At 72.3% G+C, this 18057-nt stretch carries 20 protein-coding genes; 14 read left to right on the plus strand and 6 right to left on the minus strand.

Annotated features, from left to right (window positions below; genetic code table 11):
• Positions 1-98: 98 nt before the first annotated feature.
• The 7 genes from ACZ7DE_RS17580 (at position 99) to ACZ7DE_RS17610 (ending at position 6721) form a co-directional block, all read left to right on the plus strand.
• Positions 99-1235: a ParA family protein gene (locus ACZ7DE_RS17580; RefSeq protein WP_470762100.1), complete on the plus strand. Its 1137-nt coding sequence runs from the start codon at positions 99-101 to the stop codon at positions 1233-1235.
• Complete coding sequence (locus tag ACZ7DE_RS17585; RefSeq protein WP_470762103.1) at positions 1220-1807, plus strand: hypothetical protein; 588 nt, start codon at positions 1220-1222, stop codon at positions 1805-1807. Before ACZ7DE_RS17580 ends, ACZ7DE_RS17585 begins: the two co-directional genes overlap by 16 nt.
• Positions 1808-1825: 18 nt before the next feature.
• On the plus strand, positions 1826-3163 hold the full coding sequence (locus ACZ7DE_RS17590; protein WP_470762104.1) for a segregation and condensation protein A: 1338 nt from the start codon (positions 1826-1828) through the stop codon (positions 3161-3163).
• A 53-nt stretch (positions 3164-3216) separates the two neighbouring features.
• Positions 3217-3786 carry an SMC-Scp complex subunit ScpB gene (scpB, locus tag ACZ7DE_RS17595; RefSeq protein ID WP_470762812.1) on the plus strand — a complete coding sequence of 190 codons (570 nt, stop codon included), beginning with the start codon at positions 3217-3219 and terminating at the stop codon, positions 3784-3786.
• Complete coding sequence (locus ACZ7DE_RS17600; RefSeq protein WP_470762106.1) at positions 3786-4907, plus strand: pseudouridine synthase; 1122 nt, start codon at positions 3786-3788, stop codon at positions 4905-4907. Before scpB ends, ACZ7DE_RS17600 begins: the two co-directional genes overlap by 1 nt.
• Positions 4908-4970: 63 nt before the next feature.
• On the plus strand, positions 4971-5702 hold the full coding sequence (locus tag ACZ7DE_RS17605) for an NUDIX hydrolase (protein ID WP_470762814.1): 732 nt from the start codon (positions 4971-4973) through the stop codon (positions 5700-5702).
• The gene (locus ACZ7DE_RS17610) at positions 5699-6721 is read left to right on the plus strand and encodes an ADP-ribosylglycohydrolase family protein (RefSeq protein ID WP_470762108.1); all 1023 of its coding nucleotides are present in this window, start codon (positions 5699-5701) and stop codon (positions 6719-6721) included. The genes ACZ7DE_RS17605 and ACZ7DE_RS17610 overlap by 4 nt, the downstream gene beginning before the upstream one ends.
• A 20-nt stretch (positions 6722-6741) precedes the next feature.
• Here the strand turns inward: ACZ7DE_RS17610 and ACZ7DE_RS17615 are convergent, their stop codons facing one another.
• Genes ACZ7DE_RS17615 through ACZ7DE_RS17625 form a run of 3 tightly spaced genes read right to left on the minus strand, consistent with a single transcriptional unit; the run spans position 6742 to position 8415 of the window.
• Complete coding sequence (locus ACZ7DE_RS17615) at positions 6742-7161, minus strand: Rieske (2Fe-2S) protein (protein ID WP_470762109.1); 420 nt, start codon at positions 7159-7161, stop codon at positions 6742-6744.
• Positions 7158-7742 carry a DUF6529 family protein gene (locus ACZ7DE_RS17620; protein ID WP_470762111.1) on the minus strand — a complete coding sequence of 195 codons (585 nt, stop codon included), beginning with the start codon at positions 7740-7742 and terminating at the stop codon, positions 7158-7160. The genes ACZ7DE_RS17615 and ACZ7DE_RS17620 overlap by 4 nt, the downstream gene beginning before the upstream one ends.
• A 22-nt stretch (positions 7743-7764) precedes the next feature.
• A complete protein-coding gene (locus tag ACZ7DE_RS17625; RefSeq protein WP_470762113.1) occupies positions 7765-8415 on the minus strand; it encodes a hypothetical protein in 651 nt (216 codons plus the stop codon).
• A 256-nt stretch (positions 8416-8671) separates the two neighbouring features.
• Between ACZ7DE_RS17625 and aroH the strand changes: the two genes are divergently transcribed.
• The 5 genes from aroH to der all read left to right on the plus strand — a co-directional run bounded on the left by aroH (position 8672) and on the right by der (position 13289).
• A complete protein-coding gene (gene aroH / locus ACZ7DE_RS17630; RefSeq protein WP_470762115.1) occupies positions 8672-9034 on the plus strand; it encodes a chorismate mutase in 363 nt (120 codons plus the stop codon).
• Positions 9031-10116 (plus strand): prephenate dehydrogenase, encoded by a 1086-nt coding sequence (locus ACZ7DE_RS17635; protein ID WP_470762117.1) that lies wholly within the window; start codon positions 9031-9033, stop codon positions 10114-10116. Before aroH ends, ACZ7DE_RS17635 begins: the two co-directional genes overlap by 4 nt.
• 263 nt (positions 10117-10379) lie before the next feature.
• Positions 10380-11066 (plus strand): (d)CMP kinase, encoded by a 687-nt coding sequence (gene cmk, locus ACZ7DE_RS17640; RefSeq protein WP_470762119.1) that lies wholly within the window; start codon positions 10380-10382, stop codon positions 11064-11066.
• Positions 11024-11716 carry a lysophospholipid acyltransferase family protein gene (locus tag ACZ7DE_RS17645; RefSeq protein ID WP_470762121.1) on the plus strand — a complete coding sequence of 231 codons (693 nt, stop codon included), beginning with the start codon at positions 11024-11026 and terminating at the stop codon, positions 11714-11716. The genes cmk and ACZ7DE_RS17645 overlap by 43 nt, the downstream gene beginning before the upstream one ends.
• Before the next feature lie 88 nt (positions 11717-11804).
• Positions 11805-13289, plus strand: a complete 1485-nt coding sequence (der, locus tag ACZ7DE_RS17650; RefSeq protein WP_470762125.1) for a ribosome biogenesis GTPase Der — start codon at positions 11805-11807, stop codon at positions 13287-13289.
• A gap of 63 nt (positions 13290-13352) precedes the next feature.
• On the opposite strand, the gene ACZ7DE_RS17655 is transcribed toward der, so the two are convergent.
• Complete coding sequence (locus ACZ7DE_RS17655) at positions 13353-13763, minus strand: hypothetical protein (RefSeq protein ID WP_470762128.1); 411 nt, start codon at positions 13761-13763, stop codon at positions 13353-13355.
• 408 nt (positions 13764-14171) lie between these two features.
• On the minus strand, positions 14172-14954 hold the full coding sequence (locus tag ACZ7DE_RS17660) for a hypothetical protein (RefSeq protein ID WP_470762130.1): 783 nt from the start codon (positions 14952-14954) through the stop codon (positions 14172-14174).
• Positions 14955-15489: 535 nt separating this feature from the next.
• On the opposite strand from ACZ7DE_RS17660, the gene ACZ7DE_RS17665 reads away from it, so the two are divergent.
• Complete coding sequence (locus tag ACZ7DE_RS17665) at positions 15490-16215, plus strand: LysM peptidoglycan-binding domain-containing protein (protein WP_470762133.1); 726 nt, start codon at positions 15490-15492, stop codon at positions 16213-16215.
• A gap of 454 nt (positions 16216-16669) precedes the next feature.
• On the plus strand, positions 16670-16885 hold the full coding sequence (locus tag ACZ7DE_RS17670) for an I78 family peptidase inhibitor (RefSeq protein ID WP_470762134.1): 216 nt from the start codon (positions 16670-16672) through the stop codon (positions 16883-16885).
• Positions 16886-17014: 129 nt separating this feature from the next.
• On the opposite strand, the gene ACZ7DE_RS17675 is transcribed toward ACZ7DE_RS17670, so the two are convergent.
• Positions 17015-18043, minus strand: coding sequence for a phosphatase PAP2 family protein (locus tag ACZ7DE_RS17675; protein WP_470762136.1), 1029 nt, complete (start codon positions 18041-18043; stop codon positions 17015-17017).
• Positions 18044-18057: the final 14 nt, after the last annotated feature.

An 18057-nucleotide genomic window follows, 5' to 3' on the forward strand; every position in this document is an offset into this window, starting at 1 on the left:
GTGCCACGCTGACCTTGTCTAGAAGTTTCCTGGTCACCAAGGAGGTAAGACGACTTGTGAATGAGTCGACATTTGCTCCCGGGGGTGGTCAACCAGGAATGCCTACGCGGGACCCGGGTTCCGCGGGGCTCGAGGCTGTCGGCTCCGTCGCTGTCCGAACCTTCGCAGCCCACCAGAGCCAGAGCAGCCCCCATATGGCTCTGTCAGCACACCAGAGCATGGATGGCCATCACGTGAACGCCATGGCCGGCGACGGAAGTGGCGCGCCCCACAACCACTTCGCCGACTACGACGAACTGCCCGACGGGCACTTCTACGACCCCGATGCCGAGTACGAGCCGGATCCGGAGTACGCGGCCACGCTCGCGCCCGACGCGGCCCGACAGCGCCGTGAGCGCGTCGGACCGACCGGACGCCCGCTGCCGTACTTCCCGATCCCGGGCCCGCTGACCCAGCACGGCCCCGCGACGATCATCGCGATGTGCAACCAGAAGGGCGGCGTCGGCAAGACGACGTCGACCATCAACCTGGGTGCCGCGCTCGCGGAGTACGGCCGGCGCGTGCTGCTCGTCGACTTCGATCCGCAGGGCGCGCTGTCGGTCGGTCTCGGCGTCAATCCGATGGAGCTCGACCTCACCGTCTACAACCTGCTCATGGAGCGGGGCATGGCGGCGGACGAGGTGCTCCTGAAGACCGCGGTCCCCAACATGGACCTGCTGCCCAGCAACATCGACCTGTCGGCCGCCGAGGTGCAGCTGGTCTCCGAGGTCGCGCGCGAGTCCACGCTCCAGCGTGCCCTCAAGCCGCTCCTGGACGACTACGACTACATCGTCATCGACTGCCAGCCCTCGCTCGGCCTGCTCACCGTGAACGCCCTGACGGCGGCCCACAAGGTGATAGTGCCGCTCGAGTGCGAGTTCTTCGCCCTCAGGGGTGTGGCGCTGCTGACCGAGACCATCGAGAAGGTCCAGGAGCGGCTCAACCCGGAGCTGGAGCTCGACGGCATCCTCGCGACCATGTACGACTCGCGCACCGTGCACAGCCGTGAGGTGCTCGCGCGTGTCGTCGAGGCGTTCGACGACCACGTCTACCACACGGTCATCGGGCGCACGGTCCGCTTCCCGGAGACCACGGTCGCCGGTGAGCCGATCACCACGTACGCCTCCAACTCCGTCGGCGCCGCCGCCTACCGTCAGCTCGCCAGGGAGGTGCTCGCCCGGTGTCACGCCGAGTGAGTCTGCCGGGGGCCGACGAACTCTTCCGTACGACAGGGGGAATGGCGCTCCAGCCGTCCGCGCCCCGGCGCCCCGCCAACGGCGAGGCCCGGGTGCCGGCGCCGGCCGGCGAGAGCGACGGGGTGGCGGCCGGCGGCGCGGAGGACGCGCCGCAGGCGGTGCCCGCGCAGGGCGGCGACGGCGACGGCGCCGAGCATGCGGCGGCCGACGCCGGCCAGGGCGACGCCGGGGAGTCCCGCACCAGGGGCGCCGCCGGGGAGCGTCCGGAGCGGCGGCAGGGCGCGCAGGAAGGTTCTGCCGCAGGCGCCGCCGACGACGGCCAGCCCCGCAAGCGCGGGCGAGCCGCCGCTCGTCGGCCCAGCGGGCGCGAACGCCACGACGAGAAGATCACCGTCTATGTCTCCGCCGAGGAGCTCATGGACCTGGAGCACGCCCGTCTGGTGCTCCGCGGCGAGCACGGGCTGGCCGTGGACCGGGGGCGCATCGTCCGCGAGGCGGTCGCCGTGGTCCTCGCCGACCTGGAGAGCCGCGGGGACGCCAGCATCCTCGTACGACGGCTGCGCGGGCGGTAGCGGTAGCCTGCGGGGGTCATGACCTCGAACGACGTACCCGCATCTGCCTCCGGCGGCGCAGCCGGTCGCAGGCGTGCGCTGGGGCGGGGTCCGGGAACGGCGCGGGTACCCGTCGAGCCGGAGTCCGGGGCGGCCGCCCCGGAACCGTCGGTCGCGCAACCGGCAGCACCGGACGGGACGGTCACGGAGCCGGCAGCACCGGAGCCGGCCGCGACCGAGCCTGCCACGACCGGACCGGCCGTCCCGGAGTCGGCGCTCGCCGTACCTGCCGTCACGGATCCGCCCGCGGTCGAACCGCCGGTGGCGGACCGGGCCGCACCGGAACCGCCCGTTGCCGAACCTGCTCTCACGGAACCGCCCGCAGGTGAACCGCCGACGGCGGATCCGGTTGCCGCGGATCCGGTCGCGGCGGAGTCGGCAGCCATGGAGTCGGCCGTCGTGGGGGCCGACGCTCCCGGGCCGGTTCCCGCGGAAGCCGCGGTTCCGGAGCCCGTCATGGCCGAAGCCGTCGCTCCGGATCCGGTCGCCGTGGCGCAGGAACCGTCCGACGGCGTCTTCAAGGTGCGGCTCGCCAACTTCGAGGGACCCTTCGACCTGCTGCTGCAGCTGATCTCCAAGCACAAGATGGACGTCACCGAGGTCGCGCTGTCGAAGGTCACCGACGAGTTCATGGCGCACATCCGGGCCATGGGGCCGGACTGGGACCTCGACCAGACGACGGAGTTCCTGGTCGTGGCCGCCACGCTGCTCGATCTGAAGGCGGCCCGGCTGCTGCCCGCCGCGGAGGTCGAGGACGAGGCCGACCTGGCCCTGCTGGAGGCCCGGGACCTGCTCTTCGCCCGTCTGCTGCAGTACCGGGCCTACAAGCAGGTCGCCGACATCTTCACGCACCGGCTGGAGAGCGAGGGCCGCCGCTACCCCCGCACCGTCGGACTCGAACCGCACCACGCCGAGCTGCTGCCCGAGGTGGTCATCAGCATCGGCGCGGAGGGGTTCGCGAAGCTCGCGGTCAAAGCGATGCAGCCCAGGGCCAAGCCGCAGGTGTACGTCGACCACATCCACGCGCCGCTGGTGAGCGTGCAGGAGCAGGCCGGGATCGTCGTCGCCCGGCTGCGGGAGCTCGGCGAGGCCAGCTTCCGGACGCTGGTCGAGGACACCGACGACACCCTCACCGTCGTCGCCCGCTTCCTCGCGCTGCTGGAGCTGTACCGGGAGAAGGCCGTCGCCCTCGACCAGGAGACCGCGCTGGGCGAGCTGCTGGTGCGCTGGACCGGCGGGGACGGGAACGCGCAGCCGACGGTCACCGACGAGTTCGACCGGCCGCCCGAGGAGCCCGAGAAGGAGACGCGGAAGTGAGCGAGGAGACCGTCGCCGCACTGGACCTCAAGCCGGCCCTGGAGGCCGTCCTGATGGTCGTCGACGAACCCGCGACCGAGGAGCATCTCGCGAAGATCCTGCAGCGGCCCCGGCGCCAGATCGCCGACGCGCTGCGCGAGCTGGCCGACGAGTACACCGTGCAGGGGCGCGGTTTCGAGCTCAGGCTCGTCGCGGGCGGCTGGCGCTTCTACACCCGGCCCGAGTACGCGGCGGCCGTGGAGGGCTTCGTCCTGGACGGGCAGCAGGCCCGGCTCACCCAGGCGGCGCTGGAGACCCTGGCGGTCGTCGCCTACCGTCAGCCGGTCAGCCGCAGCAGGGTCTCCGCGGTGCGCGGAGTGAACTGCGACGGTGTCATGCGCACCCTGCTCCAGCGCGGTCTGGTGGAGGAGGCGGGCGCGGAACCCGAAACAGGTGCGATCCTGTACGTGACGACGAACTACTTTCTGGAGCGGATGGGCCTGCGCGGCCTGGACGAGCTCCCGGAACTCGCGCCCTTCCTCCCGGAGGCGGAGGCGATCGAGGCCGAGACCCAGGAGGCGGTGCCGTCGTTCGATCCGGACGCTCCGGATTCCGAGGACGCAGACGACAAGACGGAAATTTGATGCGAAGCAGCAGCGGCAGGAACAGCAGCGGAAACAACGGCGGGAGCCGTGGTGGCAACAGCGGCGGCCGCGGCGGGAGCAGCGGTGGGCGCGGTAACTACCGCGGCGCCGGTAACGCCCGTGACGACAAGCAGGGCGGCCGGCCGAAGAAGCCCCGCCCCGAGGAGCGCCGCTACGACGTGGGCCCGGGCGGCACCCATGAAGGCCCCAAGTCCGGGCGGGGCGCCTCCGCACGCGGCGGCGCCAAGGGCGGCCCCAAGCAGGGGCAGGGCACCGGGCGCGGCCGTTCGGTCCCGGCGACCTCGCGCGAGTACGAGGCCCGCGCCGAGGAGCGCAACCGCGAGCGGTACGCGGCCAAGAAGGACGTCAAGCTGCCCAAGACCTTCCCGGGCGCCGAGCAGGAGGGCGAGCGGCTGCAGAAGATCCTCGCGCGCGCGGGCTACGGTTCGCGGCGGGCCTGCGAGGAGCTGATCGAGCAGGCGCGGGTCGAGGTCAACGGCGAGATCGTCCTGGAGCAGGGCAAGCGGGTCGACCCGGAGAAGGACGAGGTCAAGGTCGACGGCCTGACCGTCGCGACCCAGTCGTACCAGTTCTTCTCGCTGAACAAGCCGGCCGGCGTCGTCTCCACGATGGAGGACAACGAGGGCCGTCAGTGCCTCGGCGACTACGTGACCAACCGCGAGACGCGGCTGTTCCACGTGGGCCGGCTCGACACCGAGACCGAGGGCGTCATCCTGCTCACCAACCACGGCGAGCTCGCGCACCGGCTGACGCACCCCAAGTACGGCGTGAAGAAGGTCTACCTCGCGCACATCGTGGGCCCGATCCCGCGCGACCTGGGCAAGAAGCTCAAGGACGGCATCCAGCTGGACGACGGGTACGCGAAGGCGGACCACTTCCGGGTCGTCGAGCAGACCGGCAAGAACTACCTGGTCGAGGTGACCCTGCACGAGGGCCGCAAGCACATCGTGCGCCGGATGCTGGCGGAGGCCGGGTTCCCGGTGGACAAGCTGGTGCGCGTCGCCTTCGGGCCGATCACCCTGGGCGACCAGAAGTCGGGCTGGCTGCGCCGGCTGTCCAACACCGAGGTCGGCATGCTGATGAAGGAAGTCGACCTCTAAAGCCTTGTGCGGTACGGCACCCCCTTTTATAGTCGTAGTGACTATTACTAGGGGGTGTTCGTCATGGTGTCCGGCCCGCACGGCTACGACAAGCACGCCTACGAGCCCTTCGCGGTCACCGTCGACCTCGCCGTCCTGACGCTGCGCGCGGGCGTCCTGCACGTCCTGCTCGTCGAGCGCGGTCAGGAGCCGTACGCCGGACACTGGGCGCTGCCCGGCGGCTTCGTGCTCCCGGACGAGTCCGCGGAGACCGCCGCTCGGCGGGAACTCGCCGAGGAGACCGGCCTGAAGGACGTCTCCGGGCTGCACCTGGAGCAGGTGCGCACCTACAGCGAGCCCGGCCGCGACCCCCGGATGCGGGTCGTGTCCGTGGCCTTCGCCGCCCTGCTGCCCGACGCCCCCGAGCCCACCGGCGGCGGCGACGCGGCCCAGGCGCGCTGGCAGCCGTACGACGACGTCGAGCCGCTCGCCTTCGACCACGACCGGATCCTGGCCGACGCCCACGACCGGGTCGGCGCCAAGCTCGAGTACACCTGCCTCGCGACCGCCTTCTGCCCGCCCGAGTTCACCCTCGGCGAGCTGCAGCAGGTCTACGAGACGGTGTGGGGGACCGTCCTCGACCGTCCCAACTTCCGGCGCAAGGTGCTCGCCACCCCGGGCTTCGTCGAGCCCGTGCCCGGCGCCGCACGTCTGACCGGCGGACGCGGCAAGCCCGCCGCCCTCTACCGCGCGGGCACCGCCACCGCACTCCACCCGCCCCTGCTGCGACCGCCCCGGGAAGGACGCCCCGCATGACCACCTCGACCACCGTCAGGAAGCGCGCCACCGGCTCCCTGCTGGGCCTCGCCCTGGGCGACGCGCTCGGCTTCCCCACCGAGTTCAACGACGTCCCGTCGATCCTCGCCAAGTGCGGGCCGTGGCGGGAGATGGAACTGCCCGCGCGCGCCTTCGTCTCGGACGACACGCAGATGACCCTCGCGGTGGGGCGCGCCCTGCGGACCGCCATGGACCGCGGGCTGCTCGTGCCGGCGTCGCTGGAGCGGCCGCTGCGCGAGGAGTTCGTGGACTGGTACCGGTCGCCGGACAACAACCGGGCCCCGGGCCGGACCTGCCTGACCGCCTGCGACCTCCTCGAGGACGACGAACGCCTGTGGCAGGACGCCAGTCGGATCGGCTCCAAGGGCTGCGGCGCCAACATGCGCGTCGCCCCCGTCGGCCTCGTCCCCGGCCTCAGTGACGAGCAGCGGGCCGGGGCGGCCCAGCTCCAGTCCGCCCTCACCCATGGTCACCCCACCGCGCTCGCCGCCTCCGACCTCACGGCCCACGCCGTACGGCTGCTCGCCCAGGGCGCCGACCCGGCCGCCCTGGTGGGGCTGCTGCGCTCGTACGCCCTCGACAACCGCACCCGCTATCACCACCGCTGGCTCGGCGACCTGTGGACCCGCAGCCAGGACCCCAGCGCGGAGCACTTCATCGCGCGCGGCTGGGACGAGTGCCTGGGCGTGCTGGAGCGACTGCAGGAGACGCTGCGCCGCCCGTCGCCCGAGACCGACCCCTGTCTGGACGCCGGGGAGGGGTGGATCGCCGAGGAGGCCATGGCAGCCGGCCTGCTGTGCTTCCTGCTCTTCCCCGACGAGCCGGTGACCGCGCTGCGCCGGGCCGCCTGTTCGTCCGGGGACTCCGACTCCATCGCCTGTCTGGCCGGGGCCTTCGCCGGCGCCTACGCCGGCGCCGACGCCTGGCCGACGGCATGGGCGGACCGGATCGAGTACCAGGGGGAACTGGTGACGCTCGGGGCGCTCTGGGACCAGTGAGCCGCCGGTGGGCCGGTGGCTCAGGCCAGCTTGATCGTGCCGCCCGTGACCGTGATCTGCTGCGCGGGCAGCGGACTGGGCGCCGGCCCGCCGGCCACCGAGCCGTCGGCGATGCGGAACTCGCTCTTGTGGCAGGGGCAGTGGATGATGCCGTCGGCGATGCCGGCGACCGTGCAGCCCTGGTGCGTGCAGACCGCGGAGAACGCCTTGAAGTCGTCCTTCGCCGGCTGGGTCACGACCACCTTCTCGTCGGCGAAGATCTTGCCGCCGCCCACGGGGATGTCGGTCGTCTTCGCCAGTTCCTGGCCGGCGGCGGCCGACGACTTCTCGGACGAGGACGACGCGTTGTCGTCGCCGTAGGTGCTGCACCCCGCCGTGAGCGCCGCTGCCGCGCCGCCCGTCGCCAGGAGAACCGTGCGTCGTGTCGCGGGGAGGGTCATGTCGTCACTCCGAAGGTGCGGAAGAACCAGAGGGCCGAGGTCAGCCAGATCACCGTCAGCGCGGCGAAGACGAGTCCGCCGACGATCGGCAGCAGCCAGCCCGGCAGGCGCTCCCAGCGGAGCAGCAGCATCTTGGCACTGAAAGCGCCGAAGAAGAAGCAACCCAGGACGGAGTGCCACATCACGCGTGTTTCGTACGTCTGCCAGCCAAGCGCGTACAGACAGTGCACGGCAACCGGGACCGCGATCAAGAAGGCCGCGCGGCCGGACCAGCGGTGCAGTCTGCCCGACCAGGCCGGGCCGGGCAGCCTCCCGTACAGCATCAGCGCCGAGACCAGCTGCACCAGGGCGAAGAACATCGCGGCCGACGCCAGCCAGGACTTCACCGCGCCCGTGCTGCTGAAGCCGGCCAGGTTGAAGGCCGTCCCGGCCGGGTCGTGGACCTTGCCGTACACGCCCAGGGCGAGCGCCACCGCGGCGGCGACGAGCGCCGGGACCAGATAGCGGGCCGGGTGCGGGCCGCGTCCCGCGGGCTCGGGCGCGGGGAAGCCCTGGGTGGCGGCGTTCGGGTCGATGGTCATGGTGGCTCCCTGCTCGAAGGGGTCAGGGGGTGGCGGGGCGGGCCGTGAGCCGCTCGCCGTCGACCGTCACCGTGCCGGTCCGCGGGTCGATGCGGGGAGCGGGGGAGGGCTCGCCGTCGCGGGTGACGATGCCGACCTGACCGCCGTCCTTCAGGACGATCCAGCCGCCGTCGATCCTCGCGGAGCGCACGGTGGCCGTCGCCCGCCACAGCCCAGACGGCTTCCTCGCCCGGTCCACGGTGAAGGCGTGGCGCCCCCCGACGTCGACCGTGCCGTCGATCCTCCGGCCGTCCCGCAGCGTGCCCTCCAGCTTCGCGCCGTGCTCGCCGGTGAGCCGCAGCGTGCCGTCGTCCTTCACGTCGCCCTTGAGCCAGGACTCCTGGGTGCGGCCGTCGCAGTAGTAGGCGATCGCCCTGCCGTCGCGGACGGAGACGGCGACCGCCGCCGCGTCGTCGTCGGTGCGGCCGGCGTAGTCGGCGTCGGCCGCCCGGCCGCGGGAGGGGGTGGGCGCGGGCGTGGGGGAGACCGTGCTCCGGGCGGGGGCCGGACTGGGCGGCCGCTTCTCGTACGAGGACGACGCGGTGCGCGTCTCCGTCGTCGCGTTGAGCGTCAGCAGGAACAGGCCGAACACCAGTCCCGCGAGAAGGGTGAGCAGGGGTCCTGGACGCTTCATGTCGGGCCTTCCCCGATGCGGGTGTCCTGCCGTCAGAGTGTCATCAGAGCGCAGGCCGCACCCGCCGTAAAGGGCGTGCGGGGGCGTTGTCGTCTCGGCACGCGGGCGGCGCGCACCGGACCGGCACGGCATGACTAGGCTGGATGAGTCAAGAGCCGTAGGCCGGTACATCGGCATTCAGCAGCACGTCAGCACGTCAGCACAGCAGCACAGCAGCACTCAGCAGCACGTCAGCACTTCAGCGAGGAGCAGCGCCGTGGCGGTACGAGCGGTCCGGGGAGCCGTCCAACTCGAGCGGGACGAGGCCGGCCACATGGACGAGCAGGTGGGGGCTCTGCTCACCGCCGTCCTGGAGCGCAACTCGCTCAGCGTCGACGACCTGATCAGCATCTGGTTCACGGCCACGCCCGACCTGCACAGCGACTTCCCGGCGGCCGCGGCCCGCAAGCTCGGCATCGTCGACGTGCCGCTGATCTGCGCCCAGGAACTCGACATCGAGGGCGCCATGCCGCGGGTCGTCCGCATCCTCGCGCACATCGAGTCCGACCGGCCGCGCGCCGACATCAACCACGTCTACCTCGGCGCCGCGGCCGGACTGCGCAAGGACATCGCCCAGTGAGGACCGCACTCGTCGTCGGCACCGGGCTGATCGGCACGTCCGCCGCGCTCGCCCTCGCCCAGCGGGGCGTCACCGTCCACCTCGCCGACCACGACCCCGAGCAGGCCCGTACGGCGGCTGCGCTGGGCGCGGGCTCCGACGAGCAGCCCGAGGGCCCGGTGGACCTCGCGATCATCGCCGCCCCGCCCGCACACGTGGCCGGCGTGCTCGCCGACGCGATGCGCCGGGGGGTGGCCCGCGGCTACCTCGACGTGGCCAGCGTCAAGGGCGGACCGCGCCGCGAGCTGCAGGCGCTCGGCCTGGACCTGTCGGCGTACATCGGCACGCACCCCATGTCGGGCCGCGAGAAGTCGGGTCCGCTGGCCGCGACCGGCGACCTCTTCGAGGGCCGGCCGTGGGTCCTCACGCCGACCCGGGACACCGACACCGAGGTGCTGAACCTCGCCCTGGAGCTGGTCTCGCACTGCCGGGCCGTCCCGGTGGTCATGGACGCGGACGCCCACGACCGCGCGGTGGCGCTCGTCTCCCACATGCCCCACCTGGTCTCCAGCATGGTCGCGGCGCGCCTGGAGCACGCCGAGGAGGCCGCCGTACGGCTGTGCGGACAGGGCATCCGGGACGTCACCCGGATCGCCGCCTCCGACCCCCGGATGTGGATCGACATCCTCTCCGCGAACCCGGGGCCGGTCGCCGACCTGCTCACCGACGTCGCCGCCGACCTGGAGGAGACGGTGCAGGCGTTGCGCGCGCTGCAGTCCTCCGACGACGCCAAGCGGCGCGAGGGCGCCGGCGGCATCGAGGACGTGCTGCGCCGCGGCAACGCGGGCCAGGTCCGCGTCCCCGGCAAGCACGGGGCCGCTCCGCGGGCCTACGAGGTCGTCGCCGTGCTCATCGACGACCAGCCCGGGCAGCTGGCCCGCATCTTCGCCGACGCGGGGCAGGCGGGCGTCAACGTCGAGGACGTCCGCATCGAGCACGCGACGGGGCAGCAGGCGGGCCTGGTCCAGCTGATGGTCGAGCCCAAGTCGGCGCCGGTCCTCTCGGCGGCGTTGCGCGAGAAGGGCTGGGCGATCCGGCAGTAGACGTCCCGGGGGGCGGGGACGCGGGGGCGCGGCGGCGTGGACGCGTGTTGCCGGTGCGGCCGTCACCCGGGGGCGCACCACGGACCCCCGCTGCCCCCGGCCCCCGCCGCGGGCCCGGACGGGACGCGTCCTCGGACGCCGGACGGGCCGACGGAGGCGCAAATCGGCCGCGGCCGGACGAGTGACCTGTGCCCGGTAACCTTGTGCGGGGCACAGTCGCGCCCCCGTACACCCACCGCCTCGCACCAGGAAGGTGTCCCCCCGTGGAAAACGGCGCCGCCCAGCCCGTGATTGTCGCCATAGACGGCCCCTCCGGCACGGGCAAGTCGAGCACGTCCAAGGCCGTGGCCGCCCAGCTCGGGCTGAGCTACCTGGACACCGGCGCCCAGTACCGGGCGATCACGTGGTGGATGGTCAGCAACGCGATCGACATCGAGGACCCCTCGGCGATCGCCGCCGTCGCCGGCAAGCCGGAGATCGTCTCCGGCACCGACCCGGCCCACCCGACCATCACGGTCGACGGTGTCGACGTGTCCGCTCCCATCCGCACCCAGGAGGTCACCTCCAAGGTCAGCGCGGTCAGCGCGGTTCCGGAGGTGCGGGCCCGGATCACCGAGCTGCAGCGCTCGCTGGCGGCCTCCGCGGAGAAGGGCATCGTCGTCGAGGGACGGGACATCGGCACCACCGTGCTGCCCGACGCCGACCTGAAGATCTTCCTCACCGCCTCCCCGGAGGCGCGCGCGGCCCGCCGCAGCGGCGAGCTGAAGGGCGCGGACGTCCACGCCACCCGGGAGGCGCTGATCAAGCGGGACGCCGCCGACTCCTCCCGCAAGACCTCCCCGCTCGCCAAGGCGGACGACGCCGTCGAGGTGGACACCACCGAGCTGACGCTGACCCAGGTCATCGAGTGCGTCGTCACCCTCGTCGAGGAGAAGCGGACCGCGAGGTGACGGCGACGCCCGCGCCCTCGGAGAAGGGCGCAGAGGTCGGACGGCGCATCGGCGTCGGCCTGATGTACGGGCTGTGGAAGCCACGGGTGCTGGGCGCCTGGAAGGTGCCCGCGACCGGTCCGCTGATCTTCGCGATCAACCACTCCCACAACATCGACGGCCCGATGGTGATGGGCGTGGCGCCGCGGCCGACGCACTTCCTGATCAAGAAGGAGGCGTTCATCGGCCCGCTGGACCCCTTCCTGACCCGTATCGGCCAGCTCAAGGTCGACCGGGACACCACCGACCGGACGGCCATCACCCGCGCGCTGGGCGTGCTGGACAACGGCGGGGTCCTCGGGATCTTCCCGGAGGGCACCCGCGGCGAGGGCGACTTCGCCGCCCTGCGCGCCGGGCTGGCCTACTTCGCGGTGCGCGGCGGAGCGCCGATCGTCCCCGTCGCCGTGCTGGGAAGCACGGAGCGGCGCGGACGGTTGATAAAGGCGCTGCCCCCGCTGCGCTCCCGCGTCGACGTCGTCTTCGGAGACCCCTTCGAGGCCGGCGACGGCAGTGGACGGCGCACCCGCAAGGCGCTGGACGAGGCCACGGAACGCATCCAGAAGCAGCTCGCCGCACACCTGGAAAACGCCAGGCGCCTGACCGGGCGCTGAGCGACACTGAATAACCGAGTAGTGGATCAACCTGAACAAAACGGGCGCTCCACCGATCACCACGAATGAACGACGAGGTACGGACTTCATGAACGACCACATCCAGCCCGACGGCTCGGGATCCTTCGAGCACGACCACGGGGCGCTCGGCGACGCCGAGTACGCGGAGTTCATGGAGCTCGCCGCGGTAGAGGGCTTCGACATCGAGGACGTCGAGGGGGCGATCGAGGCCGCCGGTCACGGCCCGCTGCCCGTGCTCGCCGTCGTCGGCCGTCCGAACGTCGGCAAGTCGACCCTGGTGAACCGGATCATCGGCCGCCGTGAGGCCGTCGTCGAGGACAAGCCGGGCGTCACCCGCGACCGCGTGACCTACGAGGCCGAGTGGGCGGGCCGCCGCTTCAAGGTCGTCGACACCGGCGGCTGGGAGCAGGACGTCCTCGGCATCGACGCGTCCGTGGCCGCGCAGGCCGAGTACGCGATCGAGGCGGCCGACGCCGTCGTCTTCGTCGTGGACGCCAAGGTCGGCGCGACCGACACCGACGAGGCGGTCGTCCGGCTGCTGCGCAAGGCCGGCAAGCCCGTCGTGCTCGCCGCCAACAAGGTCGACGGCCAGAGCGGCGAGGCCGACGCGGCGTACCTGTGGTCCCTCGGCCTCGGCGAGCCGCACCCCGTCTCCGCCCTGCACGGCCGCGGCACCGGCGACATGCTGGACGCGGTCCTGGAGGCGCTGCCGGAGGCCCCCGAGCAGAGCTTCGGCGCCGCGGTCGGCGGACCGCGCCGCATCGCGCTCATCGGCCGCCCGAACGTCGGCAAGTCCTCGCTGCTCAACAAGGTGGCGAACGAAGAGCGCGTCGTCGTCAACGAGATGGCGGGCACCACCCGTGACCCGGTCGACGAGCTGATCGAACTCGGCGGCGTGACCTGGAAGTTCGTCGACACGGCCGGTATCCGCAAGCGCGTCCACCTCCAGCAGGGCGCCGACTACTACGCCTCGCTGCGTACCGCGGCGGCCGTGGAGAAGGCCGAGGTGGCGGTCATCCTGATCGACGCCTCCGAGTCGATCTCGGTGCAGGACCAGCGCATCGTCACGATGGCCGTGGACGCCGGGCGCGCACTGGTCATCGCCTACAACAAGTGGGACACCCTCGACGAGGAGCGCCGCTACTACCTGGAGCGGGAGATCGAGACCGAGTTCGCCCAGGTGGCGTGGGCGCCGCGGGTCAACGTCTCGGCGCGCACCGGGCGGCACATGGAGAAGCTGGTCCCGGCGATCGAGACCGCCCTGGCCGGCTGGGAGACCCGTGTCCCGACGGGCCGCCTCAACGCCTTCCTCGGCGAGCTGGTCGCGGCCCACCCGCACCCGGTCCGGGGCGGCAAGCAGCCGCGCATCCTCTTCGGCACCCAGGCCGGCACCAAGCCCCCGCGGTTCGTGTTCTTCGCCTCCGGGTTCATCGAGGCGGGCTACCGGCGCTTCATCGAGCGCCGACTGCGCGAGGAGTTCGGCTTCGACGGCACGCCGATCCACATCTCGGTGCGGGTGCGCGAGAAGCGCGGCGGCAACAAGAAGAAGTGACACGACACGGCTGGAGGGCGGCACCCCAAGTGGGTGCCGCCCTCCAGCCGCGTCCGGAGTCGCTCAGAAGGCCCTGCGGGGGGCCGGCGGGAGCGCCGCGGGGACGTGGTGCATCGCCGCCGTGGGCGTGGCCTGCTGGCCGATCTGCCCGACGCGCTGCCACTGGGACTGCTGTCCCATGCCGTGCCGCGCGGTCTGCGCCCCCGCGCTGTAGGCGCTGTACGAGCTGCTGAACGACCCCGGGCGCGGCGCCGGGTACGAGCTCGTGTGGTGCGGGATGTTCCCGAAGGCGGTGAAGCCCAGTTCGTCCTCGCCGCTGCGGTCGCCCGGCAGCGAACGGAACGTCTTGACGTACTCGGAGTAGAGCGCGTCGTAGATCGGCGTGGCCGATGGGCCGCCCTGGGAGTCCTCGGCCGGTCGTGTGGACGGGATCGACGGGTAGGGCGGGCGGCGGGGAACGTCGTAGGTGTGCACGTATGTCCAAACGACGCGGCACGGGAAGGGATGCGGCACACCGGCCGTCCGCGGAGGGCGCGCGGGCGCGGAACGCGGGGGAGGGCGTGGGACCGCGGATCCCGGGGGCGGACGCGAAGTCGCGGATCACGAGGGTGGACGCGGGGCCGCGGATCACGGGGGCGGACGCGCGGGCGCGGATCACGGGGGCGGACGCGGGGTCGTGGATCACAGGGGAGGGAGCGGGGCCGCGGATCACCGGCGGCTGCTCCGCGCCGTGGGACCCCAGGCGCCCGGGTTCCGACCCCCGGGCTCCAGCCCCCGACCCCGACCCCCGGGCTCCGGCCCCCCGGGCTCCGGGCTCTGACCCCCGACCCCCGGGCTTCCGGCCCCAGGCCCCGGGCCCCGGGCCCGCGGTCCGACGCGGGCTCAGGTGCCCGCGAGGGGCATCGCCGCGCCGACCAACTGCCCGTTCGCCGCGGCCTTGTCCAGCGCGTCCCGCAGGAGGTCCTCCCGCGGCTGGCGCCCGATGGAGCCGACCGGCGCCGCGAACATCAGGACCTGCTGGTGCTTGTTGGCCGCGGCTCGCCAACCCTCCGTCACCTGCAGCGGCTGGTGCGCCTGCCACCAGGCGACCGGCTGGCCGCCGTTCGACGAGGGCTGCAGCACGGCGTGCAGCTGTCCCATCGCGAGGAGCACGGACCAGCCGTGCTGCACCGGCGGCACCTCGGTCAGCTCGCTCAGCGGCATGAAGCCCTGCTCGATGAGCAGCGGCAGGAAGTCGTCGCCCGCGCCGATCGTGCCGGGCCGCACGATGGGCGCGGTCGGCTCGACCACCAGGGCCGGGTGCAACTCCCCGGCGATCAGGACGAGTCCGCTGGTCACGCCGAGCACCGCCTGCTCGGGCACGACCTTGTCGGGGTCCAGGTCGACGGTGTCGCCGCTGATGGAGCGCACCGCGCCCTGCAACTGCTCCTCGGTGACCTGCACGACCTGGGAGGGCAGGCAGGTGGCGTGGGCGAAGGCGAGGACGGCGGTCTCGTCCCCGATGAACAGGACGGTGCTGGTGTGCTCGTTCGCGGAGTCGCCCGGGGTGCGGCAGGACGTGCAGTCGTAACTGCCCGGGGCGTTGTCTCCGGCGAGCAGCCGGTCGGCTTCTTCGTCGCCGATCTCGGCGCGTACCTCGTCGCTGACGTCGAGCATGCGCGGCACGGGTGGCTCCCTCGGATGCGGTGCGTGCGAGGCCGGGTGACTCCGGCTCGTGGTCCGGGTGGGTCCCCGGCTCATGAAGAAGACAACGGGCGATCTGTGGCGGGAGTCACGCTGTACGGCGAACGGAATCGAACCATTCTGCGTGCTTGGTCGCACTGCGTGCCCGGACGGGCACTTTATGTCAAGTAACGGGCAGGTCACGGAGGTTGGCCCGGTGAACTGGCTCACAGTCGGGTCGGACTTCCGGTCGACAAATCAGGAAATGAACGAATGAACCGGGTGACCGGAATTCGCCGCTACCTAAGGTAACCGCCAACTGGCCTGGGGGAACGGGGGGTTGGTTGATAACGGGGCGTCAGGTCCATAGATTGCTCCGCCGTGTGCAACGAGCACCGCTCGGGTACGTCCGCCGGCCGCGCAGAGCCAGACCGCGCAGCACGACCGCCGACGGACGGGGCGGAGCGCGACGACCGCGTCCCTGCGCGGCCGACGCGCCCCGGTCAGGGGGAGCCCGGGTACGTAGAGAGGGATCTACATGTCCGAATGTGCCGATCACTACACCCGCAAGTCGTCGCGCAAGACGGCGGTCCTCGCCGGGGCGGTGCTTCTCGCCCCCCTCGGACTGCTGTCCGCCACCGGTGACGCGGCGGCTGCCGACAGCGGGGTGTGGGACCGCATCGCCCAGTGCGAGAGCGGCGGCAACTGGCACATCAACACCGGCAACGGCTACTACGGTGGGCTGCAGTTCTCCGCCGGTACCTGGCGCGCGTACGGCGGCACCGCCTACGCGTCCACCGCCGACAAGGCCAGCAAGGCACAGCAGATCTCCGTCGCCACCAAGGTGCAGAACTCCCAGGGGTGGGGCGCGTGGCCGACCTGCTCGGCGCGCGCCGGGGCGTCCGGCAGCGCACCGGGGGCGGGCTCGTCCTCCGGGTCGGGCGAGGCCGGGTCCGCCTCCTCGAAGTCCGGTTCCTCGAACAGCTGGAACCACTCGAACAAGTCGAACAGCTCGAAGTCCACGAAGTCGCGCTCCTCGGAGTCGAGCTCCACCAGGTCGAGCTCCTCGCAGACGCAGGAGCGCACGGCGAGCCAGACCTCGCGCGGCTCGTCCCGCGGTGACTACACCGTCCGCCAGGGCGACACGCTGAGCACCATCGCGGCCCGGAATGGGATGACCTGGCAGCGGGTCTACGCCGAGAACCGGGCCGTCATCGGCGGCGACCCGGACCTGATCGTCCCCGGGCAGCGCCTCACGCTCTGAGCCGTTCCCCCTCCGTGACACGGCGGCCCCACCCGGTGAGACGACCGGCTGGGGCCGCCACGGTTGCACAGGCCCCGGGGTCCGGGCCGCGCGGGCCGGCCGGGTCCCCGCCCCCCGGAGGACGTACGGAGGATGTGTGGGGGAGCCGTGTATTTCCTATGAGCCGTCAGCTTTTCCGGCCCCGCACGGAAGGAAATGCAGCAGGGTCCGGGAGTGGTTCTGAACGCGCTTTCCGACGCGATATCCGGAGCGTCGGAACGACCTCCGGGAATTGCGTTCGAATACGCGTGGAACGCGCGCGGAACCGCCCGTACGTGTGACGTTCCGCTGTGCACGGATGGCGGAACGGCGACCTAAACACATGTCGTGATCCTGTGACAGAAGTGTGACCGGAGTGATCCGCGGCCGCCGTACGGGGTTCCCCGGGGCCGGGCGCGCGGCCTAGCGTGGCGGCATGGCACCGAACAGCACTCCGCCAGTGGAGCCCCAGGACAACCCGGACGGGTACGTCGGCCTCGAGGCCGCACAGGCCGAGCGGCTCGCGCGCGAGCGGGGGTGGTCGACGGTGCGCCTGCTGGAGCCCGGGACGATCGTCACCATGGAGTACCGCTTCGGGCGGCTGAACTTCGAGGTGCGGGACGGGCGCGTGGCGCGCGCCTGGAAGGGCTGAGGCGGCCGGGCCGGCGCGCACGGGGTACGACGAAGGCCCCGGTTCCCGAAGGGGGAACCGGGGCCTTCGTGCGCGGGACCAAGGTGTGCGTACCGGAGTCCCGCCGTCGTGGGGCGGCGTTCGCCGAGGTCAGCCGCCGGTGACGGGGCGGGCCGCCGAGGTCGCGGCGCCGCGCGGGAGGCGGTCGGCGTGCGGTGGACGGCGGCTGCCGGCCGGGGTGACCGGGGTGCGCTCCGAGCGGGCCGTGTGCGGGCCCGGGGCCAGGTAGACGGGCGAGCGCGGCGAACGGGTCGGAGAAACCGGCTCACGGCCCGTGGAGGGCTCGTCCTGGGGCGCGGGGCGGTGCTTGAGGGGCACGGACACCGCGACGGGGGTGACCGGAGCCGGGACCGTGCCGCTGCGACGCTCGCGCAGGCGGTCGCGCAGGGCGAAGATCGAGACCTCGGCACGGGCGATCAGCGGTTCGCACCAGGGCAGCGCCAGCAGGATCAGCAGACCCGCGGCCCAGCCGAGCACGACGTCGCTCAGCCAGTGCGTACCGAGGTAGACGGTGGTGAGGCCGACGCCGAGGGAGACCACGGCGGACACGGCGGACAGCCAGCGGCGGGCCCGCGGCGTGGAGGCCAGATACGCCAGGATTCCCCAGGTCACCACCGCGTTGGCGGTGTGGCCGCTGGGGAATATATCGCCGCCCAGGCCCATTTCGTTCGAGCCGATGGTGGTCGCGTAGTGCGGTCCCAGCCGGCCCATGCCGAGCTTGGCGGCGCCGACGGTGATGTTCAGCAGCAGCAGCGAGGCGCCCAGCGTGAGCAGCGGGCGCAGGGTGTGCTGACGCCAGGATCTCCAGCCGAGCCAGGCGGCGACCATCACGGCGGTCGGGCCGCGCTGGCCGAGGACCACGTAGTAGTCGAGGAAGGCGTGGATCTCGGGCCACTGCTGGTACGGCCGGAAGAACATGACCTGCCAGTCGAGGCGGACCAGCCACGAGGTGATCACCACGAGCCACACGATCGCCAGATAGAAGGCCAGGGTCGCCAGCAACAGGGCGACCCGGTGCCTGCTCATCTTCGGCACATCGATGTGGGCCGGTCGTTCCGGCTCACGGTCGAGCCTGGCGAACACCCGGTCCAGACGGGTGAGGTTTTGTTCGGTACGCACCTAAACGACGTTAC

Source organism: Streptomyces sp. NPDC037083 (assembly GCF_055606485.1).